The following is a 25,524-nucleotide window of genomic DNA, read 5'->3' as shown; positions in this document are numbered from 1 at the left end:
TGACGAATGAAAAAAATAGAAGCAATCATCAAGCCGTTCAAGCTTGAAAGTGTAAAAGAGGCCCTCACCGACCTCGGTATTACAGGAATGACGGTGTCTGAGGTAAAAGGATACGGGCGCCAGAAAGGTCATAAAGAAGTGTATCGGGGTGCTGAGTACAATGTAGAATTCAACCCCAAGACCAAATTGGAACTGGTCGTAGCTGAAGAGCTGGCCGACAAGATTGTCAATGCCATCCGTGAGTCGGCAAACTCAGGAAAAATTGGTGACGGAAAGATCTTTGTAACACCGGTTGATAATGTAATGCGAATCAGGACCGGCGAGCAAGGAAAGGAAGCAATCTAGCAGTACGCAGTATGTTGTAAAGAAGTAACTCCCCCAACCTTCTGCTGTACCCATAAAGCCCCTGTCTTTCGACAGGGGCTTTATGGCTTTTGTAATCGACAACAGCTGCAGTGTGGCTATTGTGATACTTCTTCTGAGAGTTGGAGAGGCAGGGTTATTCTGAACTCTGTCCCTTTTCCGGGTTCTGAAGTGACGTGTATCGTGCCCCCGTGCCCATCTATTATTGTCGTATAGGCCAAGGCGAGTCCCTGTCCTGTCCCCTTCCCCACAGTCTTGGTGGTGAAGAAAGGTTCAAATATCTTTTCTTTTACCTCTTCATTGACACCGATCTCACGCGAATACGAGCGAATACGTTGTTCGTCAACGCCCCGTACGTGATACTGGCCAATTAGCCAGTTGGCAATGTGTACACCATCAACGATAATGGGTGCTGCCGCATCAGTAATCCCAATGCTGAGACACATCTTGTGGTACGGCTCCATTCTTGCCGCCGCTTCCAGGCCAAGTTGCTTGCCGGAGCGCATGCAATTCTCTCGTCCTTTAGGCGAAGCCCGTATAATGCGGCATACTTCTGAATGGTTGCTGAAGTTGTTTATAGGGACACCGTTAATATCGGTGATGGTGGAAGCGATCTGGTTAGCCTCAGCGAAAGAATCCTGGATTTTTTGCAGTTTCTCAAGACGTACAAGTTCAGTAAGCTGCCACTGAGGGTTTGTTGTCTTTGACTGCATTCCACTGGTTTTATGACCCATAAATCGAGATATCTGTATTTCAATTTTCTGATTTTCTGAAGGCGAGAACCGCACACATTCCTGTCAGCTGTCGCTCTCGTCATCTGGCCCATAGTGCTTCTCAAGGCATGTATCGCAGATGCTATGGCTAAACAACGCTTCGGATCTCTGTTCTATAAATTCTTCAAGCTTATTCCAGGCACCTTTATCATCCCGGATATTCTTACAATGTGAGCATATAGGAATGAAACCGGCAAGTTTCTTGAAGTCACTCTCTACCTGTTTAAGTCTCGTAATGTCCTCAAGAATGATGACTGCTCCGTTGAATTTCCGGCTGACATCGAACATTTCCGAGAGTCTGACAACGAAGGTGTATTCCTTTTTATATATATCAACATGTTTGATAAACCGTGGTGTTTCCAGCTTGTTGGACATGAAAAGCTCCAGTTCCCGGGTGAGCCACGGCAGTATTTCTCCGATGGGCCTTTTCTGTTCAGCTGATTCGTGCGACTCCGTATCCGTTTCCCCGGTCTGCTGCTCGGAATGGCGATAATAATACCCACCGGAGGTAGACTCGGGGTTGAAATAACTGGTCGCCATGAGGTTCATATTGTCCAGAGAACCGTCGCTATTTACAAGAAATGCGGGGCTTGGCAGACTTTCAAATATGGTGAGATACTTGTTCTTCTCATTTGTCATCTGCCTGTTCATGACCTGGAGCTGTCTGAGGTTGGCATCCTCTTTTCGCCCCGACCACTCAACTGTAAAGGCGATTTCAATGATATCAAAGGTGCGATCGAGAAACGCGAGAGATGCATTCTTGTCGAGTTCAGTCGGTGCTTTCTCCAGGATGACATCCCGATAGGCCCGCCGGTAATATTTGAACAGGCTGAGAAACATAGCCAGGTCAATCCCTCTCTCACGATGCCGCTGTGCCTCAACAACCCCAAAGTGGGCAATTGGATTATCTTGAAAGTCAAAGTCCGGCGTAAGCTCAGGAGTTTCTTGAAGGACCTGTTTTGCGAGGACGATAGACGAGGTCAGCCCAGAGATCGATAACCGCCAGGCCTCCTTAAGAGTTGAGGTATATTCTGTAAATCCTGTAGTCCGGGCATAATTCAGAATTCGTCCCATCAACCATTCTTCCTCTGAGAGAAGAAATTCTTCCAATAACACTTGTCCGCTCATGTCGTTCGTTTATTTTTTTTCCATTTTTTCATTTCATTGCCAGAGCAGGCCAATGTTCGGTCCTGTCTTGTGTGTCATAAGGGTTCACAACCAACCCGGCGCCACTTTGTGTGTTCTCTCAGATAAGGAATGTTTACCTCATCCTTAATTGACTTTATCGCTTTGTAGTGCCGGATACAAGATGACTTTCGAAGATGCTCCGGGGGGAGGATTCATGGACTTTACCGTTGGATCAGATTTCCCAGGAAAAAACATCTGATCCAAGCATAATAAAAGTATTGGAGATCAAAGATATAGATGCAGGGCGGAACGTTGGGCTTCCATGACCACCGGTTTGGGCTACTCATTAATTCCCCGTTGCAGGAAATTCTAAACCAAAAAATTGCCAGACCATTTTCTATGCATGAAAAGATCCTGTTCGTTGACGATGAGGTTCATATACTGGACTCAATGAAACGTCAGCTCCGTAAACGTTTCGATGTGGTCACAGCAGAAAGCGGCAAACAGGGGCAGGAGGTTTACCGGGAAATGTGGTCGACCATAGGTAGTGGAAAGGTCTACCGTGGACCCCTTATTAACAGGAGAAAGGATGGGCAGGAATACATTGCAGAGGTAACCATCTCACCGATCTGGAATCAGTATAAGGAGATAACGCACTACGTCAGTGTGCAGCGCGATATAACCCAGGAAAAAGCGATGGAACGAGAGCTGCGACATGCGCAGAAACTCGAGGCCCTCGGCACCCTGGCAGGGGGTATTGCCCATGAAATAAATACCCCGGCCCAGTTCGTTACAAGTAATCTCTCCTTTGTTCATGAATCGTTTGGCGATATCCGTTCATATATTTCCGAGTCCCTGGAGTTGCTAACCTCTACTGACGATACGAAAGGTGTCTCGGTGTCTCGGGTGCGCTCAATTTGTGAGGAACATGATATTGAATACCTGGTCGAAGAGTTTCCCCTGGCGCTCAAGCAGTCAATTGATGGTATAAAGCAGATTACCAATATCGTCCTGTCGATGAAGCAATTTGCCCATCCGGGTGAAGACAAACAGGTTGCCGCAGATATTAATGAGGCCATCAGGAATTCCGTAACCGTCTGCCGGAATGAGTGGAAATATATTGCAGACATCAACTTTGAACTGGATGAGGAACTGCCTCATATAGAATGTCACATTTCGGATATCAACCAGGTCATACTCAACATCATTGTCAATGCAGCCCATGCGCTTGAGTCAGCCGGTTACGGTACGACAGAAAAAGGCTGGATAACTATTCGCTCCCGGCAGAAAAAAGGTGGAATCCTGATTGCCATAGAGGATAATGGTGGGGGAATACCGGAATCGATCAAGGCACGAATATTCGACCCATTTTTCACCACGAAGGAGGTGGGTAAAGGAACCGGCCAGGGGCTGGCTATTGCCTACTCCATCATTACGGAAAAACATGGAGGCAAGTTGTCGTTTACCTCAACGGATCAGGGTACAGTATTTTACATTCAATTGCCTGTCACCTGATAATACTATTGTTCCGTGCCAAACCCCTTGTGTAGCAGCTCAGGAGTACCCTTGTCGAGGGCGGTGCGCACTTGAAAAATGAGTGTCTTTCTGGCTATCGGTTTGTCGAGCAAACCCTGAATACCAATTGCAAGCGTGCCAAGGGATTCCATTTTTTGAGCCATTATGACCTCATAATAAAAAGGTAATATACATCTTTAAACCATAACCGCTTTAGTCTGATACTCAATCCGGTATACATGTTTTTTCGCATGAGTGAGGCTCCGGGGGAAGGTGGGTCGTAAAGTCCATGCCTTCTCCTTCTGGGCTGGTAACGCTTATTCTGCCGTGGTGTTTGCGATAAATGACAGCATGGCCGATGGCCTCCCCAACCCCTATTTCATTGGCTGGGCAGTGTATCTTCTCCAGCCCGCTTCCCGGGTCCAGGTCAACTTCTGCTCCATATTTCCTCTGTTTACATTCCAGGGGATGGGCTGAATTTGGTATACAAGAGAAAGCTTTCGATGATCCGGCGGGTATCTTCAAAAGGCTCGTCAAGGAGCTATCAACCATGTTTTTTATTTCGTGTTGATACCTTCTGTGACACTCTGTACTATTATTTAATTGAGCGGGAACCTTTTGTTGTGGTTTGGCTGTGAGGTTGATCAGGATAAGGTCCAGTACCTCGTGTTCTTCCCTGGCCAGGCCTACTGGGCACCATCCAGCACTGCTCTTACTGTTCGGGCTAAATCTGGTCTTGTAAATGGTTTGTATGTGAGAGCATTTATCTCAATCTGTCGGGCCTTCTCATCATTAATTATACTGCTATATCCAGTACAAAGAATAATTGGGATGTCCGGTCTGATTTTTCGAATTTCGAGAGCGAGTTCATCGCCGGTCATTAACGGCATTGTCACGTCGCTAATAACGATATCGAATGCTTCCGGCATTTCTTTAAACAACTCAAGGGTTTCAATGCTGTTTGTTTTAACCGTCACGTCATACCCCAGACTTTTTAGTATGCGATATCCCATTAGGGTGATTGGTGGTTCATCATCGACGAAAAGTATACGTTCCGTGCCCGAGGCAAGTGGTTCATCGCTCGTTTTTTCCCTTTTCTTTATACTCGTTGCAGAAGGTAACTGAATCGTGAATGCCGTCATTATACCCGGTTCACTTTTCACCTGGATATGACCGCCATAGCTTTCGATAATACCCTTCACCATCGCCAATCCCATGCCTGTACCTTCGCCGATATCCTTCGTAGTGAAATATGGCTCGAAGATCTTCTCAATAATTGTCGAATCGATACCCGGACCATTGTCCGTAATAATGAGTTCAATATACTCTTTGGCGGTATTTTTTCCTGATGCATGATCAGGGTTGTTTTCGAAGCTCCTCTTTTTCAAGTCGATGTGAATGGTTCCACCCTGCTCCTGAAGGGAATGAATGGCATTGGTGCAGAGGTTCATGACTACCTGGTGCAGCTGAGAGGTGTTGCCGATGACGGCAGGAGTCTCCTCAAGGTTGGCAACAATTTCAATGGTGCTCGGTGCTGAAGGACGCAGTAACTTCAGTGTTTGAGTGATAATATCGTTGATGTGAATGGGCTGTGACTTTTGATCAGATTGGCGGGCAAACGCGAGTATCTGCTGGACCAGCTCCTTGGCCCTCAGGCCGGCTGCGAGGACTTCTTCCAGGTCATCTTTCTGGGAGGAACCTTCCCTGGCATCAGCTAAAGCGAGTTCTGTGAAGCCGATTATCGAGGAAAGGATATTGTTAAAGTCATGAGCTATGCCCCCAGCGAGGTTACCGATAGACTCCATTTTTCGAGCCTGAAATAAGTCGTTCTCCAGCTGTCTTTTTTCGGTGATATCTTCACCGGCACTGAGATGGCCGGTTATGGTGTTGTTCGCATCCTTTAAAACAGTATTGTGCCAGGCTATCAGTCTTTCCTCGCCTGTTTTGGTGAGGATAGAGTTTTCTAAGTACTCCGCACCTTCAAGGTCTCCGTTGAGTAGTCGTTTGGATGTATGGATGACGTCTTGTTTGATTCGTTTTGGAATGAACGTTTCAAACCAATTGCCACCGATTATTTCATTCTGCGCATACCCTAGCACTTCGCAACCTTTTTGATTCACCAGGGTGACGACCCCTTTTGAGTTTATCGCCACAAAGATTACGCCTGCAAGGTTGAGGTACTGTTCTATTTTTTCTTTCTGTTTCGTCAGCTCTTTTTCAAACCTTTTTCTTTCAGTGATATCAACATGAGTTCCTACGACTCGTTTCGCTTTTCCTTCAGAATCAAATACAACATTGGCCCGTGATAATATATCAACCCAATGACCATCTTTATGCTGCATTTGGAATTCCAATTCAAACCGGGGCCGTTTACGGTCGATGACCTCATTGAGCATCAGCCATGACACCTTCACATCGTCTGGATGGGTAAGTCGCTCCCAGACAGAGAAATCATTTTCCAACTCGTCAGGCTCATACCCCAGCATTTTTTTCCAGCCGGCAGAGTACCATATTGTACCGTTTTCAAAATCCCAGTCATACAACCCATCATTGGTAAACTGCATCGCGAGGTTAAATCTATTCCGGCTTTCTAATAACTGTTGTTCGGCATGCCATTTTGAGGTGTTATCGGCAAGTGTCACCAACACGTTATCCATGGTTTTCTCATGGCCGGGCAATATCCTGAAACTGACTTGCACATAACGAAGTTCGTCATCAAGGGTTTTAACCACTCCGTCATGACTGTTTTGAGTTGTGCCTTGCCATAAGTCAACAATCTCTTTTCTGAAAACCTTGAAAGATTCATCCGTAAAGGTTTTGTCCAACCCCAGAAATAACTGCTCCTTGCACTCAGCTTTGTGAAGTTCGAGAGCGGCAAGGTTAACATCCTTGATTTGAATGGCTTGAGCGAATTTTTCTAACTGATCAGGGTGTTCATCAAGGTAGCTGTCGAGATCGGTAACACCCCTCTTATGAAGTCGTTCAAAATGTTTCTGTACCTCGGAGAAATCCTCAAGCCAGCAAGACAACGGGTTGTTGTCAAAAAAGGCCCTGAACTCCTCCTCGCTTTCCTGCAAATCCATAAGCCGTCGGTTTTGCTCTTCTTCCTCCATGGGAAGCCACCTTTTGAGCAGTAATACGATAATAATGACTGCAGCGATAACGTTTATGAGCTTTGGGATGATCACCACTTCAGGCTGTGTCAGGAATTCACCGATCTGTATTGATATAAGCCCTGAAAGAGAGGTGTACCAGAGGCCAAAGTAGAAGCTTTCAAAGAGGGTGCGAAAGGCGTCTATTGCAAGAACAAGAACAAGCACATGAAACAGCTGGTTCGTTTTGCTGCCCCACATCCTTTTGATATAAAAATAGAGGATAAAGGACCACAGAATTATCAGGATCCAGTAGGTAATTGGTGTAAGCAGCCGAAAGATTTCGCTCATGTGTGTTTTCTCGTGTACTGCGGTTATATTGAGACAAAATGATCATGCAAGCATTGTTTCACAATAGACCTGGGCAAGTCAAAAACTAAATGAGAAGAAATATTTAAAAATATAGAGGTCGTACAGTGTTGTAATGCTCATCACCTGAGTGTCTCCCAGATAGCCACCTCGTAACAGGGGAATCGATGTTCGCCGAACTCATACTCTGAACTTTTCTCTTCCCCCGACGTTTCTGTGACGATCCTGACCGAGTCAGATGGTCAGGAGAAGGGGCGGTGGAATTATACTTCTGAACATCATCGGCACATATGTACTATCAGGTCTACCTGGTAGTAGAGGTTGACGGTGTGAAGAGAATTATCAGGTAAATTATCATTCTTCGTCTGGTGGGTTTTGAAATTTTTTCCTTATCTTCTCCACTCGCTGTCGATTGGTACCGAAGTCTGAATATCCGATACGGGAGGCGGAACGAACGTGAATTACCTTGTTTCTGTCTTGATCTTCCTGGAAATAAAATTCCGTATCATCAGCAAAGCGGAACAGGGCAGAGGTGAACTGTACTCGAATATACTCCTGTTCTGAAATCATGATACTGGCACGTTTTGCGGATTTAAGGATATGTAAGAGTCTGAGTCGTGCTTCCTCTCGGTTGCCGGTGTAATGGAGAGGGGGAATTGAGTGTTTTTCATCTGTAGCCTGACTGTTTACACAGTTGGGAGTCTTGGGGCATGGATTCAACTGACCATCGTTGACCCCGAGTTCCGGCTTGGTTCCCGAGCATCCGGTGAGCGTAATGACGAATAGGAGAGCGAGGTGGGTTTGTCTGTTCATTATTTAAGGTCGTTAGAGTTCAAGTGCACCGAAAGCAGTAATGGGTCGATAGGTGCTTCCTGCAAAAGTTATACATCTTGGATGTATTGATAAATCCTCGAAAGTAGATTTTGCGTATTTCGAGACATTTTAGAAGATATCTCGCTGTTTCATGCCACATTTGGGGAATAATACCATATACAAGGCATATTGGGGGTATGACAATTGCGTGGATCCTGAATGAGTGGGGATCACTGTCGCTGCTTTTGTATGATGACCCTGGCGCTTAAAAAAGGGGGAGGGGCATGTGGATCATGCCATTTGGGCGAGGTTGGGGTGTGGTAAAGTTTGGTGCGGTTTCCATTGAGTGATCTGCATAAATTTATGAAAAGGAGAACGATGATGTCTTTAGTTAACCGACGATTAGTTCTGGGAGTAGTTCTTTTTATAACCGTTCTCATGGTCGTTGGTCCATGTCAGGCCCAGGATACCGCCTTTCTTTCTCCAGATTATCTGGCAATGCAGGGCCGCTGGGTTCGAACAGATGCACCCTATGTTATAGAGTTGAGATACGGTAAGAGTAACGCGCTGAAGGCGGCATACTTCAATCCACGTCCTATTCATGTCGAGAAGACCGAGACTGCACAAAAAAATGGGCTGCAATATGTAATGATACAATTACAAGACGTGAACTATGAAGGTTCTGTTTACCTGCTGAATTATAATCGAGACCAGGACGCACTCAAGGGGATTTACATTCATGGCCAATCCGGGCAGCGTTTTGAGGTGAGCTTTTCAAGGCAGGGATCTTTGTGACGAGGGAGGTGGTGGACTGTCCTTAAGGGGAGCTGATTATGTATGGTTTCCTGGTATGCAAAGCCAAAATTACGGGCAATACTATTTTTTAGGTATTGCCCGTAATTTGTAATTACGTTTTAATTATGCCAATCTTGGTTAGGAATACAATCAGAACCGCAATGGGTGCAATGTAGCGGATTGTGAAGTACCAGATAGTGAAGATGGTGAGGTAGCCAGCTCCGTTTTCTGTTATCTCCGCCCTGGATATTTTCTTATCCAGGATATGCCCGGTGTAGATCGCGATCAATAAGCCTCCGATCGGCAGCATGAAGTTACTGGTAATGTAATCAAGGGAGTCGAGTATTTCCATGCCTTTGAGCAGTTTTACGTTACCGAGAGTCGAGTAGCAGAGAGCTGATGGAATACCCGCAATGTACACCGCAACGGTCATACATATAGTTGCTTTCTTCCTGTCGTATTTTTTCTCATCTATCATGAATGCAGTGAGCACTTCCAGCAGGGATATGGCTGAAGAAAGTGCTGCAAATGCCAACAGGACAAAAAATAATGCAGAGAGGATATTGCCAAGGGGAATCGTGGCAAACACCTGTGGCAGGGTTTTAAAGATCAGTCCCGGTCCGCCGCCAGGTTCCATGCCAACAGAGAACACGATGGGGAAAATAGCAAGCCCTGCAATGATGGCAACCAGTGTATCAAGGAAAGCGATGCGGATAGCTACCGGATAAATTGCCTCTTTCTTATCCATATAGCTGGCGTATGTTATCATGGCCCCCATGGCCAGGCTCAAGGTGAAAAAAGAGTGGCCGATCGCCTCCAATACTCCGTTAATAGTAAGTTTTGAGAAGTCCGGGTAAAGCATGAACTTCAGCCCTTCCATGGCACCGCCGGTTGTCATGGCATAACCTGCCATAAATATCAGTATGGCAAACAGGGTAGGCATAAGTACCTTGTTCCACCGCTCAATCCCTTCCTTAATCCCACTGATAACCGCAAGTAAGCAAAGGCCCATGAAACCGGTAAGACAAATGAGCTGGCGGGCAGGATCGGTAACAAGGGCCCCAAACATACCGGAGATTTCTTCCGGTGTATGTCCACCAAATGCTCCGCTGAGGGATTTGAACAGATAATCGAGCGTCCAACCGGCAACAACGCCGTAATAGGACAAAATGATGAAAGCGGCTGCCAGATTCAACCAACCGATGCTTTTCCAGAAGCTGGACTGTGGTGTGAGCGCCTGGAAGGAACCAACTACATCTTTTTGGGCATGCCGGCCAATAAGAAATTCTGCCATCAGGATCGGCAGGCCGCAGAATAGAATTGCAACAAGATACACGAGGACGAAAGCACCACCACCGTTCATTCCAGTGATAAAAGGAAACTTCCATATATTTCCAAGTCCTACAGCCGAGCCAACAGCTGCAAGAATAAAACCAAATCTACTACTCCAATGGGTACGCATAAAAATTCTCCTTTTCCTTAAAAAAATACGAAACCCGACAATGTAGATTAAAAACAAACCATGTCAATAAGAATTCACGCAATAATTGCGGTTATTGTAAAAATGTGAGCAATATGTAGAGGTATGGCGCAATTTGTGAAAGTTTGATGAGGTTCACGGGACAAGGCGGTGTACTTTCAGCCCGGCGATGCCATGACCAAAATTCGTCGTCAGCAAATATTTATGTGAAATTCGAGTTAGTAGTGTAAGAACGACTTTTCGATGAGCCGCAGAAGGGAACCATCCTGACGGATGATTTTAAGGCCGGCATTAAAAGAAGCCAGGATTGCCTGAGCGTTAGGGTGGTTTTTGGAAATACAGAGGTAGAGTTGCTTTTGAGCGAGAGGAGGATCTATATAATCTACTTCCCCTGTCCTGTCAGAAAGGTATGTTCTCATAAGGTGAAAAACGACATACCTGTCTGCTACGATAAGGTCTACTCGATTACCAAGAAGCTTTCGCAGGTTTTGCAGATCATCGCTGGCTTCTTCTTTTGTTAGATATGTCGCCTCGTCAAATTCAGGCGTATTGACGTACCCCCTTACAACCCCAATTATGTAGGGGGTTAAGTCCTGCAGGCTGGAGTAGTTGATAGTATCATCCTTTCGTTTGAAGAAGGAGAGCTCTCCTCCCGGGAAAGGGTCGGAAAAAATGAAATCCTTTGCAACTTCTTCAGAATAGTACTCAGGCAAATAGCCGGCATACTCGTTTTCCCGGGCCATTTGAATTGTACGCGCCCACGGGAAAAAGGACAGCTTTACATCATACTCCGAGGTGGCAAAAGCCAGTTTGACGAGTTGAGCAACATATCCTTGTCCCCGGAGCTGTGCACCAATGTATGGCTCCCACTCAAGAGTGGTGAGTTTAAGCGGGGTTTGGCCTATGGAACTGGGTGGCAGGAAAAGGACACATGCTATAAAAACAACTATTCCTGAGAACAGAGAAAAAAAAGGTTTCATAATGCCGTACCGGGTGAGCAAGTTCCTGTCCAAAAACTATCCTGTAGTCCAATCTCAGCGTCGCGACTCAAATTTGTATCCTCAGAATAGCAACTTGTCGGGTGGGCACGTTTATTCAGCTTTGCATCTGATAGAGGTCTGCCTGTTGTCTCCTGATTGCTCAGTCTCCACTGAGAGTATGATAATCATACTCCCTTTGTAATAGAAGAAAAAGAGGAGCTTGAAAAGCAGTTTTCGCTGCCGGGGCCTTAATATATTTTAATATCATACTTGCCCAGGAGGCCAACGAGCCCGAACATGGAGAATTTTCCGTTTTTTATTTTATTTGCTTCGGGGTCAATCGAATAGTTCATTGATGTTCGAAAATCAACTTTTTCAAGGATCGTGTTGAAAAACTGTGCCCCATGGAGATCGCATTCATCAAAAACGGCTGCACTCAGGTTGCATTCTGTGAAATCAACATCCTGTAAGTTGGTCTTTTCGAATCTTGTCTTTCTCATATTTATGCCATAGAAAGACGAGTGTTTGAGGGAGCATCCGGAAAAAGAAACTGACAGAAGCAGGTCCTCACAGTTGTCAAAACGCACCCCGATTATCTTTGAGTTTCTAAAATCAATATCACGCAGGATGGTATTATTCAATGATACCAGACTGAGGTTGCATCCCTCAAACACGGACTCGATGAATGTGATATTGGCAAGATCACTTTTTGAGAAATCACAGTTTTTAAAGGTGCAATATTCGTACACCCCTGTCTTCAATGGTTTCTTCGTGAAGTCTATAGCCTCAAACTCTTTTTCTTCAATAAAGATAGTCGTCATATTCGCTAACGGTCCACCAATACCTGTAAATGAGAATTCCATGTCCATGTTGCCGCTGTGTCTGTGATGTTACGACCAGTGGAGGCTTCTGCTATGCCTGTATTTCTATAGCGACTATTTTGCCTGTCATGAGAAACTGGATTCTCAGCGGGAAAGAACCTTGATACCAACCGAGGGGTGGGTTTGTAAACAATTTGTTACAAACAAAGAAACTGATTACGCCTATATGTCAACCTCTTCTTTAAAGAGAGGCTGGGTTAATCGCAATGACTGTTCTAAACGATATCAAAAGGTGGTCTGGAGATAGTGGGACGGCGTTATGGTAACGAGGTGTGAGCAACCTAAAAGGGGACACGGTAAAACCGTGTCCCCTTTTAGGGTTAGCCGCCAACCATCGCTGGAATTCCTGGTATCATCCCGACAATCGCCATAGCCGAGGTACTGACCAGAAGGGCAAGTCCCGGTATGACGAGTCTGTCACTTAAAGTAAGAGTTGAGGGTCTCTTCTTATCCCCAATCAAACCATTGTTATCAAGAAACATAGTCAATGCCCAGCCAAACACAGGGTTAACAACAGCAGATGAGAAGATACAGATACCGGCGGACTGGGTGTCTTTACTATCCTGGACCATCTCCATACCCGCTTCAAGCAGTGGTAAGTAGACGCCAACCAGCAGGGCAATCCCAAGAACCGGGCGCCACACGGCAATATCCATAGGGAAACCCGCAACAGCAACAAAGATTGAGAGCACACCGGTTGCAATAGCACCTCCCGGAATCGGTCGTTTGGCGATGGCTGCAGGAATCATATATGTTCCCCAGGAAGAAGTGATACAGCCACTGCCGAAAAATGCTGAGGTTACCTGGCGGGCTGAGCAGCCAATCATGGTGTCATCCACATCCATCAGGACGTCTTTTGCACCGCTTGGATAGTTCATTTCCTGGAAAATTCGATGCCCGAGAAAGTCAGGGGACCACATGGCAACCGCCAGGATCGCGAATGGAACAGACGAAATGACGCTGGACATATCGGGCAAACCCAGTTTCCAGCCTGTGTTCTCGCCCCACCAGTACATCGGGTTGAAACTTGGCAAGCCCGGGCCCGTCGTAAACTCAAAAGGTGCACCGAATACGAGCGCAACCACTGCCGCCAGTGCCGAACAAACAGGAATGGCGAGCCATCGTTTTTTCATTCGGGCCAGCAGGGCATAGAGTCCGAGATTAGCAATAAGGACTGCAAAGCCGATATACCCGAGATGTATTCCGCTTGCCCATTTCTGAATCGCACCGACCTGCCCTATAGTACCTATCGCACCGAGATATACGAGAAGACCACCGGCAACACCTTTGTTGGTCATATTTACCAGTCGCGAGCCACTTTTCGTAATAGACATAATGACCCCGAAAATTGCGATGAGCCCGCCCAGTGCAAGTGGGTGTGTCCCGGAAACTGCCATCAGCGGGATAAGTGGCATCATTGGGCCGTGGATGCCGGGAAGGTTGGCCCGGGGATTAAATATCCCGGAAAAGAAGATGACAAAAAGTAGTGAGACAATGAGCATGTCGACGCGCACATTTTCTATCACAAAGGCACTGTCCAGACCGTAGGCTGACGCAAAGGCATTGGTCACGGCGGTGCACATGACGGTCAGTCCAATGGTTCCTGCAATTGCAGGGATGAGATCTTCCCATTCAAAACGAAAATCCCTGCCGGGAAGGTTTATTCCCCACCGTTTGGGCTTCATTGCAATCAACTCATGGTCGAGATACTCGGCACGGGTAGAAAAGCTGGCCCGGCTTTTTCGCCTTTTTTGATACGACTGTGATTCCACATTCTGCATACTCTTGTGCTCCTGAGAAAATGATAATTATACGCCGACAATTTCTGCCCGTTTCTGCACACTGAGGTCAATACAGGCTGACTTGCCAAACACTTGCCAACTATTTTCCAAAAATTATTAATGCCAGCAGATATTCATTTTCACTCAACAAGCATGCTCCCCATGGTGGCAGAGAACATAGTTCTCTGCTGGAGGACGGGGGACTCAAGGGGGGGATACACCCGTTACTCATAATCATTCTGCCAAGCAATTTGTGAATGTAAATATCGTGCTAAAACGAGGGCAATCAAATTTTACGAAGTTACCGATAATGGTGGGCTTCCCGAAGGAATGAAAGGAACTGTCGTACAAAATCACCACATTGTAGGGGTTCGAAAATAGAATATACAGGACAGCATGTCAATGAAAAAAGGAGCAAATGCGATACGATATACGATGTACGCATCTTTTTGAATGGTCTATTTATTAGTTTTCCCTTTCATAATAGACGTCTTGAGCAAGAAGCGTATCATAGTGGAAAGTTATTTTCATAATACTCTGCAGAAAAGGTTAAAAAATCCGGGAACAAGGTTTCAAAACGGACCATACTCACGTGGTGAGTTAGGCGTTGTCCGGTTGACCCTGTCCCGTCTGGTGTGTCAGAAATCTTACCTGTTCAGGTCGTATGATCTGATCAAAAAACTATTTCGTTTGGAGAAACGATGTTGTGTCGGTTACCTCTGCGTAAGTCATATTGAGTGCTGCCAGAAAAGCAGCGTGAACGTGAGCAGCGGGAACTGTTATACCGTTGAATTCTAATGAACGCGCGGCGCAGGCGTCATGGAGGACTGTCACTTCAAATCCGAGATCACTTGCTGCACGAGTAGTTGCGTCAATGCACATGAGTGTCATCATTCCTGTTATTACAACTCTTTCGATACTCTGAGAACGGAGTTCTTTTTCAAGTTCTGTTTCTCGAAAACTGTTTGGAAAATGTTTCAGGATAACTATCTCCCCGTCAACAGGTGCCACTGAACTGTGGATTTCCGCCCCTTGGGTACCCGGCAGGAAAAAACCTGCTCCTTCCTGCAAACTTTCATGGTGGATATGGATAACGGGCAGTGCCTGTTCTCTGAATGCAGTTAGAGCGTTTGATGCTTTTTCAGCAGCGGCATTGGCACCTTCCTGTTCAAAACGTCCGCCGGGGAAATAGTCGTTCTGGATGTCTACAATGATCAGTGCTGTTTTTTTCATGCTCAATCTCCTTTGGCTGAATCATCTGATTTGTTTATCACGCTACTGCTGTTCGTGCCGGCAGTAATGCATGAAACGGTTTTTGTATTTTACAGTCGATTGCGCTATCATCTGTTCTCAGGGTATACGCGAAGAATATATACAGTTCGCTTATGCGTGATAAGTGGCGAGTTGGACATAAAGCGGGCAAAATGCGACACCGGGTGGGAATGAAATAATGATTCAGGTAGGTGTGCTTGCCCTTTCGGGTTGTCTTGCATCAGCGGTGTATGGTGTAATCGAAATACTGGTGCTGGCAAATTCTCTTGCAGAGTCAGAGCTGTTCACGACCAGGGTTTTCACGGTGGACGGAGATCCGGTTGCAAGCTATACGGGTAGCACCATCGCATCGGAAGGTTCGCTTGATGATGCTCAACCGGATATAATGATTCTACCGCCTCTCATGGACTCTCTTGGGGAGGCCCTGAACATGAAGAAGATTGTTGAGTGGTTGGCTGATCACCACGGGTCTGGCGGACAGGTTGCTACTGTTTGTGCGGGTTCGTTTCTGCTTGCAGAGACTGGCATGCTGGATGGGCGAGAGGCTACGACGCACTGGAATCTTGCTGATATGTTCCGGCGTCGTTATCCGGCTGTGAACCTGCAGGTGCAGAGATTGCTCGTCGATTGCGGCGATTATATATGCTGTGGAGGGGTTTCTGCCTGGATGGATCTGGCCCTGTATCTGGTGACCCGCTATGCTGGAAGAGAGGTTTCCAGGACATGTGCAAAGATCCTGTTGATGGACCCCCACCGTGAACATCAGACCCCGTACGGTATGGGCGGGTTTCAGAAAAACCATAATGATACCGCTATACTTAAGGCACAGACAGTTATTGAAGAAAAATACAAGACCTCAATTGTCATTGGAGAAATAGCAAGCGAGGTCGGCCTTGGAGAGCGAACGTTCCAGAGACGTTTTCGTCTGGCAACAGGGACGTCACCAAGCTTATATGTGCAGCAGGTGAGAATGGAAGCAGCTCAAGTCCTGCTCGAAACCACAGACATGAGTGTTGAGTCTGTCGCGGAGAAAGTAGGGTACAATGACTACAGCGCTTTCAGGAAACTCTTTAAGCGGATTATGGGGAACACCCCATCTGCCTACAGGCAGAGGTTTGGCGTCAGAGGGCGACAACTGCAGGAAAGGTGATACTGCTTTCGATATGATTTTTGTTGTTACCACTTGATTTCAAGCCGCGATTACAATGAGGATAGCATAGTACCACCAACCAGAGAGCGCAGACGGAGGAGACATGTGCCACGGAAGAGGATCGACAATGAACACCGGTCAGAGGATATGTGTCCCTTCTGGCTTAAAAGTTGTTTTCTGCTCCTGCCTATTCCTTATTACCCTCATACTCCATTGCCTAGGCATTCCCACACTTGTTCATGCTGACTCTTCCACCAGATCGAGCACCGCAGATCTTTCACTCTTGCCAGAGTTTCAACCGGAACCTGGAGTGTACTACTATGATGTCTTCATTAACGGAATGCGGGTTGGAAAAGTTACTATCAAGACGGTACCTGATGGTGATACGTATACAATTGAAGTAAAAGGTAAAACCCGTAAAGCAATATCCTCCCTGTACAAGGTTCAATACAAGGGAGAGGTGAAAATGCAACCCGATCCTATACGACCACTCTCTGCAACCATTAAGCAACGTTCGGGGACGAAAATCAGGGATGTCTCTATGATGTTTCCCAGTGAGAAAAAAGTTATAGTTTCACAGCAGGATCTCAAAGCAGGTGAAGAGTCTACAGTAAAGGAGTATTCCCTGGAGTCTGACAGTTTCATCCTGGACCCGTTTTCCACGCTGTTTCTGGTTCGGGCCCTCGATTGGGAGGTTGGCATGGCCGAAATCTTCCATGTTTTCACCGGGAAAAAAACATACGAGCTGAAGTTGCTATGCAATGAAACATCCCGCTTGGCAACTGACGGTGTCAAGCGGGATGTGTGGGTTATTCGTCCCCAGGTGACAACGCTGACTGAACCCTTTGAGACAAGATTGGCCGGTTATGAAGTTTTGCTCTCCAGGGATGAGCGGCGGGAAATATTGATGATCAAAGGCAAGGCCAATGTGGGAAAGTTAGTGGCTCGTATGAGAAAATTCACTCCTTTACCCGGCCACTAGCTTTTCAGGTTTTGCGTGATCACTGAATGGCTTCAGTCTTGTCGTTCTTTTTTCGAAATGTTCCGGTCTGGTTACCTGATTGATTATACAATCCATAACGCGGTGACAAAAGCACAGCAAGCCAGCAGGCCGTCTGCCACATAAAAAACAGGTCGTGCCCGCCTGACAATCCTTCTGCTCAAGGCCAGCGTTGCAAAAAGATGTCCCAGCACCAGAATCGCTAATTTCCATTTTTCCACTATTACTTGTAATCGCTGTTTCATGTTTTCCTCCTGCCACCTTTAAGCTTGGATTGTCTGAGACAAGCTCCCCGGCACTTTTATAGAATGAGGGGAGGGGGAGGGAGTGCCGGGGAACCTGATTAAATACTTCATATGATGTGAAGCATTACGGATAAGGTAAATGACAAATGAGCAAGAAAGATGGAATGAATGTGGAAGAACTGTGGATACAAAAAAATATGGAATCTGTCCGGGGGCAGTCACTGCTTCAGAGAAGCGATTAAGGTGCACTGGGGCTTGATAGGTTTTGTCTTTTAACGAGTGAGTAATGGGTATATACTCGGATTAATTGTTAATTGTTCGGAAATTTAATGAATTACGTGCATAAAGTAGTGGGCAGACAGGATCATCCGGAATACGAGGTGATGAAAATAATGAGGGAAACCTCTCTTGCAATCCACTCTTTCAGTCAATATCTCTATGTATGTTTCCTGGGGAACTTGTATCTCAAGAATCAAATCATATAGTTCTATAAACGGAGCGATTAGTGCTTAACCAGTTCCCATCCTAAAACGAGGAGTTTCGCAGTCTACGCTTATCTGGTCAAGATTGAGGCCCGTGAAAGAATTTATTGCAGGCATATAATTGATATCTCGGAGTCTCATTCCTCACGTACCGGAGGATAAAATTTTGAGCATAACGAAGATATTGACCACAAGGACATTTTTAGGATGGGAACGAACCAGGTTTGAGGACTGCAACGGCTGATGTTGATGCTTAAATATCAATACTTAAATGGAGAAATCATGGCCGAAAACACACAGAAAAACGAAACCGTAAATATGGATCCGTTCTGGAAGTGCCTTGAATGCGGGAACACCATACAGGTTCCGAATCCACCCGATATCTGCCCGAGTTGCAAGGAGAAGTGTGCATTCAAGGATGTTTCCTGCTACACCCCGGATTGCGGGGGGCCGGGTAATATTGATCCAAACCTCTAACTGCTTTTTGTCAAAGATACAGAAGGGGCGGGTTGGCACCACCCCTTCCTGCCCCACACTAATCGCTGGTCGTTGATGGAAAAGTTGTAAAATCCAAGTAGTACTCATGACACGCCTCGTTCAAATCAAAGCCAGAAGACACTGTGCTGGTGGGGCAGGGTTGGCAACTCTTTTACAGACCTACGTTTATTCACCAAGTAATATCTTTGCCCGGGAGGTGAGTTGCCGGGTAAATTGGGTAAGCAGTTTTGATTTCAGGCTCCAGCAGTGCCAGTAGAGCTTCACCGGTACATGGCAGTCGGGCCTGAGGTCGATGAGCTGGCCATTGCGTATGAAGGGCGAACGTTGCTGGTCAGGCAGCATGCCGTAGGCAATACCCAGAGCGACAAACTCAGCATATCTCTCAACGGATGGAATAAAGTGACTCGGAAATGAAGCTGGTATTTCTTCAAGGGCTTTCATGAGGAATTTCTGATGCAAGTCATCTTTTCTATCAAAGATAAGAGCCGGGGCGCGGCGGACATTCTCGAGGGTCAGTCCGTCGGGGAACCATTGGGCTGCAAACTCAGGTGACGCCATCATATGGTAATTCATCTGCCCGAGATATTCGACATGGCACCCCTGCATAGGGTGTTCCTGGGTACTGATGCAACCCATAACCTCACCATCCTTCAGGAGGCGATGGGTTTGTTCCTGGTCGTCAACCCGCACATCAAGTAACACCTTGTTATCAAGTAAAAATGGGTGAATTGCATCCAGCAGCCACAGGGCGAGGCTGTCGGCGTTGATTCCAACCGCGATAGACGCAAATTCCTGGTTGTCTGTTCTGCCAACCTCACTTATCAGGTCGTCTTCAAGTCTCTTGACCTGGAGGTAGTGTTTGAGAAGTTTCCGACCTGCTGGTGTTACTCTGGGAGGTGTGGTACGCGCTATCAAGACCTGTCCCATCTGCTCTTCCAGCAATTTAATACGTTGGGAAACCGCAGACTGGGTGATAAATAATGTTTTGGCGGCCTTGTCGAACCTACCCTCCCTGGCAACCATGGCCAAGGCTTCAATGAGTTTGTAATCGAGCATGCTTCTAGTTTAGCAAAACTAATGCAGTATTAAAACGAGCAAATTTACTTCTTTTTGGTTTCACCTTATCTTGTTCTTATCGCTGACATTCTGCGTAAGAGGCGAATAATGATTCCGACACCTCTACAATAAGTAAATGGGGGAGGGGCGTGAGAGCTATCAGGCATTATGTGACTTGAAAAATAACCACCTCAAAAATGTATATATTGTGTCAAAATGTAGTGTAATTGCAGTGGTATGGGTTGATATTGAGGCAAGTGGTAACTTCAACGACAGGAGCCTCATATACGACAGATTGAAAAAGCAATAGATTGGGAAGTCTTTAGACCTATACTTGATAAAGCAAGGTAGAAGCCAAGAAAATCAAATGCTGGAGCGAAAGGTTTCGATGTCGTAATACTGTTCAAGATACTTCTTCTCCCCCTGGTGCTCAGCAATGAATCCGAGACCGTGACCACCCACTTCACGGGACACCATAAACCCGTACCTGGGAGCTTGACCGTGGCCGTCCAGGTTACAGGAACCTGTGAACCTGGCGCTTCCAACCTCTTCTGGCTGGCCAATGAACCTGAGATTCAGGGGGAATCAGGTTGAGTCTGTCTTTACCTCAACTCCTCAAAAAGTTTTGGCCTTTTTTTATATGGTGAGTTTTTGATATAATCCAGGATATCAGCATCATTGGCAAGCGTGCGCCATGGATGCATGATTGATAATGATATATAATATTGGTTCCGGTTATTTTTTGGTGCTATACTACAGCGTGGCAATTGGCTTTTTTATCGTCATTTATACCTTAAACTCATGGAGGGTGTATGAAGATTAAAAGAAGGGAATTTCTGAAATTGTCGGCAGTTGCAGGGGCATCTGTTGCACTAAACGGTTGCGCCAGCACTAAAGATCCAAGTATGAACGGTCTCGCCTCTAAAGCAACGGGCACCAAAATAGGTGAGCATGCTGGGGAGTGGAAACCGTCAACATGCCAGGGATGTACGACGTGGTGTCCTGTCGAGATTTTTGTGCAGGATGGTAGAGCGGTCAAGGTTCGGGGAAACCGTTATTCAAAACAAAACGAAGGCAGCGTCTGTCCCCGTGGTCACCTTTCATTACAGCAACTCTATGATCCGGATCGGATTAAAGTCCCAATGAAACGAACAAACCCCCAAAAGGGCAGGGGCGTTGACCCAAAGTTCGTGCCGATCAGCTGGGATGAAGCCCTGAATACAATTGCCGACAAGATGATGGAAATTCGCGAGGCTGGCGAACCTGAGAAATACTGTCTTATGCGCGGCCGCTATACCTACCTAAGGGATGTCATTTATGATGTTATGCCCAAGGTTTTCGGCTCTCCAAATAACATTTCCCATAGTTCTACTTGTGCGGAAGCAGAAAAATTTGGCGCTTACTATACAGAGGGCTACTGGGATTATAGGGACTACGATCTTGATAAGGCAAGATATATCCTCATCTGGGGCTGTGACCCTGTGGCCAGTAACAGGATGGTTCCGGCAGCTATTCAACGTCTCGGTGATGCCCTTGACCGGGCAACGGTTGCAGCCGTTGATCCCCGTCTTACCACCAGTGCAGCAAAAGCCAATGAGTGGTTACCCTTGCAACCGGGAAGCGATGGTGCTCTTGCTCTTGGGATTGCGCATGTGATCCTTTCTGAAGGGCTCTGGTATAAGGACTTTGTAGGTGATTTTAAGGATGGTGTTAACCGCTTTAAGCCAGGCAGGAAGGTTAGCGAAGCTGAGTTTATGGAGAAGGAGACCCACGGGGTTGTTAAATGGTGGAATGTGGCCGTTAAAGACATGACTCCGGCCCAAGCTGCCAAACTGAGTGGTGTCGATCAGGAGCAGATTGTCCGGGTTGCACGTGGAATGGCAAAAGCTGCCCCGAACGTCTGTGTCTGGATGGGGCCCGGCGCAGCCATGCATGTCCGAGGTGGCTATTCAGCGATGGCTGTACATGCGCTTGGCGGTCTGGTTGGCGGCATTGATAACGAAGGCGGTTCACTGCAGACCGCTAAAATACCCGTCAATAAATTAAACAAAGATATCCTGAAAAAACATCAGGATGATCTCGCCAAAAAACATACAAAGCTAGAGAAGATTGACCAGCGTGGGCGGCTTGAACTTCCTGTCATAGCAAAAGGTAAATCAGGCGGAGGCGTTTCAACCAACAATGCCGCTACCGGTATCCTCAACAAAGACCCCTATGACATAAAAGTGCTGGTCGGCTACATGAATAACTTCGTGTTCTCCTGTAACGGAACTGACCGTTGGGAGAAGGCTCTTGCCAGTGTCCCCTTTACGGTACATTTATCCACAAACGCTTCCGAGTTTTCCATGTTCGCAGATATCGTCCTGCCTTGTACTGTGAATAAATATGAGAGATACGGCTTCGTTAAAACTAAGGCAAATCGATACGCCACCTGTACGCTGCTGCAACCGGTTGTAGATCCGGTCTGGGACGTAATCGTTGATGAAACGGAATTCCCCTTCCTCATTGCTGAGAAGTTAAAGGATCGTGGTTTTTCAAACCTGTACGATTGTCTGGTTGAAATGTACTCCGATCCTGAAACCGGGAAGAAACCTGCTGATAGCAAGGAGTTCACCCTGTTTGCGTTGAAGTACTACACCAGCCCGCTATGGGATGGCAAAAAAGATAGCCATGGAGATAAAATCAATGGTTGGGACGAGATGCTGAAACGCGGGATGTGGAATTCCGAAGCGTATAAGTACAAGTCCCATTGGGGAGGAAAATTTAAAACAGCGAGCAAAAAGTTTGAATTCTATAGCGAAACCTTGAAAAAAGCCCTCAAATCACATGCGAAAAAGCATAATGTTGATGTGAATACGGTGCTTGAAAAGGCAAACTATACAGCAAAAGGAGAGCTGGCCTTTGTTCCTCACTATGAACCACCGCTCCGTCACGGAAGTGTCAAAGAGTATCCTCTTGTCTTTATCGACTATAAATCCAGATTGAATAGGGAAGGACGTAGTGCCAACTGTCCCTGGTATTACGAATTCAAGCATGTTGACCCCGGTGATGTCGGGGGGCAGGACACCCTTCGAATCAATCCACTCGATGCAGCTAAATATGGAATCAAAGATGGAGACAGGGTCCGTCTCTCATCTGTAGCTGCAAGTGGCGAGTGTGTTGCCAGGTTATGGGAAGGGGTACGTCCCGGAACCGTGAGTAAATCCTACGGCCAGGGGCATTGGGCCTATGGCAGAACAGCGACTGTTGATTTTGCCAAAGCTGAGCCTCGAGGCGTTAACAATAACTCCATAATTCCATGGGAACTGGAACGGCTATCCGGATCTAACGCACGAAACGGTGGGCATGCAGCAGTGCGTGTCGAGAAGATATAGCTCATAGGAGGATACAATAATGACGCAATATGCCATGGTAATAGATTTACGAAAATGTGTTGGTTGCGGAGCATGTGGTCTTGCCTGCAAGACGGAGAACAATACCGCCCTCAGGGAAAATGGTCAGACCCACAACTGGGCAGATTTTATTCATGAAACATCAGGTACCTTTCCGAATACGACCTACCGAACGCTGCCGGTTCTGTGTAATCATTGTAGCGATGCCCCGTGTGTTGAGGCCTGTCCGGTTGAGCCAAAGGCCATGTTTAAAACCCCGGAGGGCATCACTATGCATAATGACGAACGTTGTATTGGTTGTCGTGCATGCCAGCAAGCTTGTCCGTACAGTATGGAAGAGGTCCGTACGGACGGTTCTAAAGGGGAATACAGTGTTATCAGCTATAATGAAGAGGGGGAGGCGACTCACCCCTTCTACTCAGATAAAACAGCATTAATAAAAGGGTGTACAACATCTGCAGCCGAACAGGCACAACTTGCCGGTGCCACACCTCCACATGAGACACGCTATTCATATCCGGAGTACGAAAGTGTCAGAAGAGATAACATTGTTGAAAAATGTATTCTCTGTGCCCACCGGCTTGAGGTCAATAAACAACCCTTTTGCGTTGTCTCATGCCCTGCTGGCGCACGGGTCGTTGGGGATGTTGATAATCCTGAAAGTGAAGTGTACAAGCTGCTCAGGAAACATAAGGCCTTTGTCCTGAAAGAAGACGAAGGCACCTCTCCGAATGTTTACTATATTCGAGAGTATGGGGCCCGCTAACCACCATTTCTAGCAGAAGATGCGCTTTCTTTTATCTTGCTTTGACTTAAAAGAAAGCGCATTGTCGCTCATGGGAGAACAATCGGAAATGAAAGAAATTGAAGAAACGGTACAGCGGGGTGATTGCTTTAAGCTCTTGGCGGCCTGTTTTTATGAGCCAGATAAACAACTCTTTCTTGAAGAAGAACTAACGGAAAAGCTCGAGCATCTATTGCAACGACAATCGCCAGACGGTGTTGCAGCGGCCAGAGAAATGCAGAGTTCTCTCAAGACGTTGGGTCAGGAAAAATTGAGCGTTGACCACGCGGTGCTTTTTGTGGGGCCATTTGAGTTAACTGCTGCGCCGTATGGCTCTGTCTATATTGAGAAGAAGCGTACAGTTATGGGAGGCTCGACTATAAATGTGGCTCGGCTTTATCAAGATGCTGGCGTCTCAGTTGACATAAAAGAGCCGCCGGATCATATCGCCATTGAACTTGAATTCATGTATTACCTGTGTGCCAAGGAAGCAGCATCTGCAAGAGAAGGCAAGGATGAAGAGTCCTGCCTGTTTCGGGAGAAGCAGAAAGCTTTTTTCTTTAATGCCTTGATGCCATGGGCGGTAGATTTTTGTGAGGCAATCCGGCAGGGAACCGATAACGGATTCTATATACATTTATCAGCTTGTCTTGAGCAATTCCTTCGATCTTGCAAACAGCTATATAGCAAGGAATATGAAGGGAATCTCGTGTAGGAGAATGTTGTATGGGCCCACTCACATTCCTTAACAACTCTCTTTCAGAACCATCCGCTCAGCCAACATTTTTAGTTAAAAGATGTCTCCGGTCAAGACTCAATTCCAATCAATGCCAAAAGTGTGTGCAGAGTTGCCCCACTGGTGCAATGACTGTCATTGGCGCTAAAATTCATTGTAATGCATCTCAATGTACGGGTTGTATGTCCTGTGTTGCTGTTTGCCCACAGGATGCCCTAGTGGGTGATCATGACATAGAAGAACTGCTTGTGTCACTTCGGGCAGGTAAGGATGTTGTCATTTCCTGCATGCGTCAAAAACAGAGTTGTTCTGATGAAATTACCATTCCCTGTGTTGGCATTGTATCGAAGCAGCTCCTGACAGCTTTTGTTCTCAGCGGGTGTAGATCCATAACCTTTCGGTTGAGTGGCTGTAACGGATGCTGCAATGAAGATGTCTCAAAAGCCTTTAGGATCGAGTGTAAACAGCTTTTAGAAGCCCTTGAAGACCTCCGTCCTTCAGCAGTGATGTTAAGTGAAAAAAAGGAACAATTAGTACATCATGAAATGGATCGAAGGTCTTACCTGAAAAAATTACGGGAAATTGCCGTTGGCATTTCACAAGATACCTTCCCGTTCACTTCTGACCACCTTGGTGATGGACTGAAAAAGAGCCGCAGAATACCTTTTAAAACAGAATTGATACGAAAAATAGTTACCAACCTGGACAGGGATTCTCGGACAAAGATTATTCACTTATTCAGTAGCACGATTTCGCTCACCGAAGAATGCAACTGTTGCCCCTTGTGTAAAGGGATCTGCCCAACAGGGGCCATAAAAATTGAAGGCTCCGGTAAGGGTAAACGACTCAAATTTGAGATGTTGGATTGTAGTGGCTGTGGTTTATGTGTTGAATTTTGCAAGATTAACGCTATTTCGATGAGCCATCTGTAGTTTGAAT

Annotated in this window: 23 protein-coding genes and 1 pseudogene; 12 read left to right on the top strand and 12 right to left on the bottom strand. The window is 46.4% G+C overall.

All coding sequences use genetic code 11. The features are described 5' to 3' along the window. Positions 1-6 precede the first annotated feature (6 nt). Positions 7-345, top strand: coding sequence for a P-II family nitrogen regulator (locus GA520_RS20615; protein WP_163337469.1), 339 nt, complete (start codon positions 7-9; stop codon positions 343-345). Positions 346-461: 116 nt separating this feature from the next. Here GA520_RS20615 and GA520_RS20610 read toward each other — a convergent pair whose 3' ends face one another. Together GA520_RS20610 and GA520_RS20605 are read right to left on the bottom strand one after the other, a co-directional pair. Beyond that, positions 462-1,097: a PocR ligand-binding domain-containing protein gene (locus GA520_RS20610; protein WP_163337468.1), complete on the bottom strand. Its 636-nt coding sequence runs from the start codon at positions 1,095-1,097 to the stop codon at positions 462-464. Between the two features lie 63 nt (positions 1,098-1,160). Beyond that, positions 1,161-2,210: a hypothetical protein gene (locus tag GA520_RS20605; RefSeq protein ID WP_163337467.1), complete on the bottom strand. Its 1,050-nt coding sequence runs from the start codon at positions 2,208-2,210 to the stop codon at positions 1,161-1,163. A 351-nt stretch (positions 2,211-2,561) separates the two neighbouring features. Between GA520_RS20605 and GA520_RS20600 the strand changes: the two genes are divergently transcribed. Further along, positions 2,562-3,779, top strand: a complete 1,218-nt coding sequence (locus GA520_RS20600) for an ATP-binding protein (RefSeq protein ID WP_163337466.1) — start codon at positions 2,562-2,564, stop codon at positions 3,777-3,779. A 5-nt stretch (positions 3,780-3,784) separates the two neighbouring features. Here the strand turns inward: GA520_RS20600 and GA520_RS20595 are convergent, their stop codons facing one another. Beyond that, positions 3,785-3,943 (bottom strand): hypothetical protein, encoded by a 159-nt coding sequence (locus GA520_RS20595; protein ID WP_163337465.1) that lies wholly within the window; start codon positions 3,941-3,943, stop codon positions 3,785-3,787. 109 nt (positions 3,944-4,052) lie between these two features. Between GA520_RS20595 and GA520_RS20590 the strand changes: the two genes are divergently transcribed. Beyond that, on the top strand, positions 4,053-4,256 hold the full coding sequence (locus GA520_RS20590) for a hypothetical protein (RefSeq protein WP_163337464.1): 204 nt from the start codon (positions 4,053-4,055) through the stop codon (positions 4,254-4,256). 209 nt (positions 4,257-4,465) lie between these two features. Here GA520_RS20590 and GA520_RS20585 read toward each other — a convergent pair whose 3' ends face one another. Together GA520_RS20585 and GA520_RS20580 are read right to left on the bottom strand one after the other, a co-directional pair. Then, positions 4,466-7,222: a PAS domain-containing sensor histidine kinase gene (locus GA520_RS20585; RefSeq protein ID WP_163337463.1), complete on the bottom strand. Its 2,757-nt coding sequence runs from the start codon at positions 7,220-7,222 to the stop codon at positions 4,466-4,468. A 372-nt stretch (positions 7,223-7,594) separates the two neighbouring features. Then, entirely contained in the window at positions 7,595-8,053 is a 459-nt protein-coding gene (locus tag GA520_RS20580; RefSeq protein WP_163337462.1) for a DUF1499 domain-containing protein, read from the bottom strand. Positions 8,054-8,431: 378 nt separating this feature from the next. On the opposite strand from GA520_RS20580, the gene GA520_RS20575 reads away from it, so the two are divergent. Beyond that, complete coding sequence (locus tag GA520_RS20575; protein ID WP_163337461.1) at positions 8,432-8,848, top strand: hypothetical protein; 417 nt, start codon at positions 8,432-8,434, stop codon at positions 8,846-8,848. A 112-nt stretch (positions 8,849-8,960) separates the two neighbouring features. Here the strand turns inward: GA520_RS20575 and GA520_RS20570 are convergent, their stop codons facing one another. The 5 genes from GA520_RS20570 to GA520_RS20550 all read right to left on the bottom strand — a co-directional run bounded on the left by GA520_RS20570 (position 8,961) and on the right by GA520_RS20550 (position 15,203). Next, positions 8,961-10,310: a sodium-dependent transporter gene (locus GA520_RS20570; protein WP_163337460.1), complete on the bottom strand. Its 1,350-nt coding sequence runs from the start codon at positions 10,308-10,310 to the stop codon at positions 8,961-8,963. Positions 10,311-10,546: 236 nt separating this feature from the next. Beyond that, positions 10,547-11,308, bottom strand: coding sequence for an ABC transporter substrate-binding protein (locus GA520_RS20565; protein WP_163337459.1), 762 nt, complete (start codon positions 11,306-11,308; stop codon positions 10,547-10,549). A 248-nt stretch (positions 11,309-11,556) separates the two neighbouring features. Continuing rightward, positions 11,557-12,171 (bottom strand): pentapeptide repeat-containing protein, encoded by a 615-nt coding sequence (locus tag GA520_RS20560; RefSeq protein ID WP_205749235.1) that lies wholly within the window; start codon positions 12,169-12,171, stop codon positions 11,557-11,559. A gap of 338 nt (positions 12,172-12,509) precedes the next feature. Next, on the bottom strand, positions 12,510-13,970 hold the full coding sequence (locus GA520_RS20555) for a DUF3360 family protein (protein WP_163337458.1): 1,461 nt from the start codon (positions 13,968-13,970) through the stop codon (positions 12,510-12,512). 681 nt (positions 13,971-14,651) lie between these two features. After that, positions 14,652-15,203 (bottom strand): cysteine hydrolase family protein, encoded by a 552-nt coding sequence (locus GA520_RS20550; RefSeq protein ID WP_163337457.1) that lies wholly within the window; start codon positions 15,201-15,203, stop codon positions 14,652-14,654. 217 nt (positions 15,204-15,420) lie between these two features. On the opposite strand from GA520_RS20550, the gene GA520_RS20545 reads away from it, so the two are divergent. Beyond that, positions 15,421-16,392: a GlxA family transcriptional regulator gene (locus GA520_RS20545; protein ID WP_163337456.1), complete on the top strand. Its 972-nt coding sequence runs from the start codon at positions 15,421-15,423 to the stop codon at positions 16,390-16,392. A 127-nt stretch (positions 16,393-16,519) separates the two neighbouring features. Next, positions 16,520-17,374, top strand: coding sequence for a DUF3108 domain-containing protein (locus tag GA520_RS20540; RefSeq protein ID WP_163337455.1), 855 nt, complete (start codon positions 16,520-16,522; stop codon positions 17,372-17,374). 83 nt (positions 17,375-17,457) lie between these two features. On the opposite strand, the gene GA520_RS20535 is transcribed toward GA520_RS20540, so the two are convergent. Continuing rightward, complete coding sequence (locus GA520_RS20535; protein WP_163337454.1) at positions 17,458-17,637, bottom strand: hypothetical protein; 180 nt, start codon at positions 17,635-17,637, stop codon at positions 17,458-17,460. Between the two features lie 764 nt (positions 17,638-18,401). Here GA520_RS20535 and GA520_RS20530 point away from each other — a divergent pair. Then, on the top strand, positions 18,402-18,596 hold the full coding sequence (locus tag GA520_RS20530; RefSeq protein WP_163337303.1) for a hypothetical protein: 195 nt from the start codon (positions 18,402-18,404) through the stop codon (positions 18,594-18,596). Between the two features lie 186 nt (positions 18,597-18,782). Here the strand turns inward: GA520_RS20530 and GA520_RS20525 are convergent, their stop codons facing one another. Next, complete coding sequence (locus tag GA520_RS20525) at positions 18,783-19,673, bottom strand: LysR family transcriptional regulator ArgP (protein ID WP_163337453.1); 891 nt, start codon at positions 19,671-19,673, stop codon at positions 18,783-18,785. 812 nt (positions 19,674-20,485) lie between these two features. Here GA520_RS20525 and GA520_RS20520 point away from each other — a divergent pair. The 5 genes and pseudogenes from GA520_RS20520 (at position 20,486) to GA520_RS20505 (ending at position 25,517) form a co-directional block, all read left to right on the top strand. After that, positions 20,486-23,047, top strand: a complete 2,562-nt coding sequence (locus GA520_RS20520) for a molybdopterin-dependent oxidoreductase (RefSeq protein WP_163337452.1) — start codon at positions 20,486-20,488, stop codon at positions 23,045-23,047. A gap of 19 nt (positions 23,048-23,066) precedes the next feature. Continuing rightward, positions 23,067-23,831, top strand: coding sequence for a 4Fe-4S dicluster domain-containing protein (locus GA520_RS20515; RefSeq protein ID WP_163337451.1), 765 nt, complete (start codon positions 23,067-23,069; stop codon positions 23,829-23,831). Between the two features lie 88 nt (positions 23,832-23,919). Next, positions 23,920-24,564: a molecular chaperone gene (locus GA520_RS20510; protein ID WP_163337450.1), complete on the top strand. Its 645-nt coding sequence runs from the start codon at positions 23,920-23,922 to the stop codon at positions 24,562-24,564. Between the two features lie 11 nt (positions 24,565-24,575). Further along, a pseudogene (locus GA520_RS27280) lies at positions 24,576-24,779 on the top strand (hypothetical protein); the annotation flags it as partial. 24 nt (positions 24,780-24,803) lie between these two features. After that, complete coding sequence (locus GA520_RS20505; protein ID WP_240910112.1) at positions 24,804-25,517, top strand: NADH-quinone oxidoreductase subunit I; 714 nt, start codon at positions 24,804-24,806, stop codon at positions 25,515-25,517. Positions 25,518-25,524: the final 7 nt, after the last annotated feature.

The organism is Desulfopila sp. IMCC35008, assembly GCF_010646885.2.
Lineage (GTDB): Bacteria > Desulfobacterota > Desulfobulbia > Desulfobulbales > Desulfocapsaceae > Desulfopila.
The sequence above is the reverse complement of the archived record's forward strand: the minus strand, read 5'-3'. Positions and strand labels throughout refer to the sequence as shown.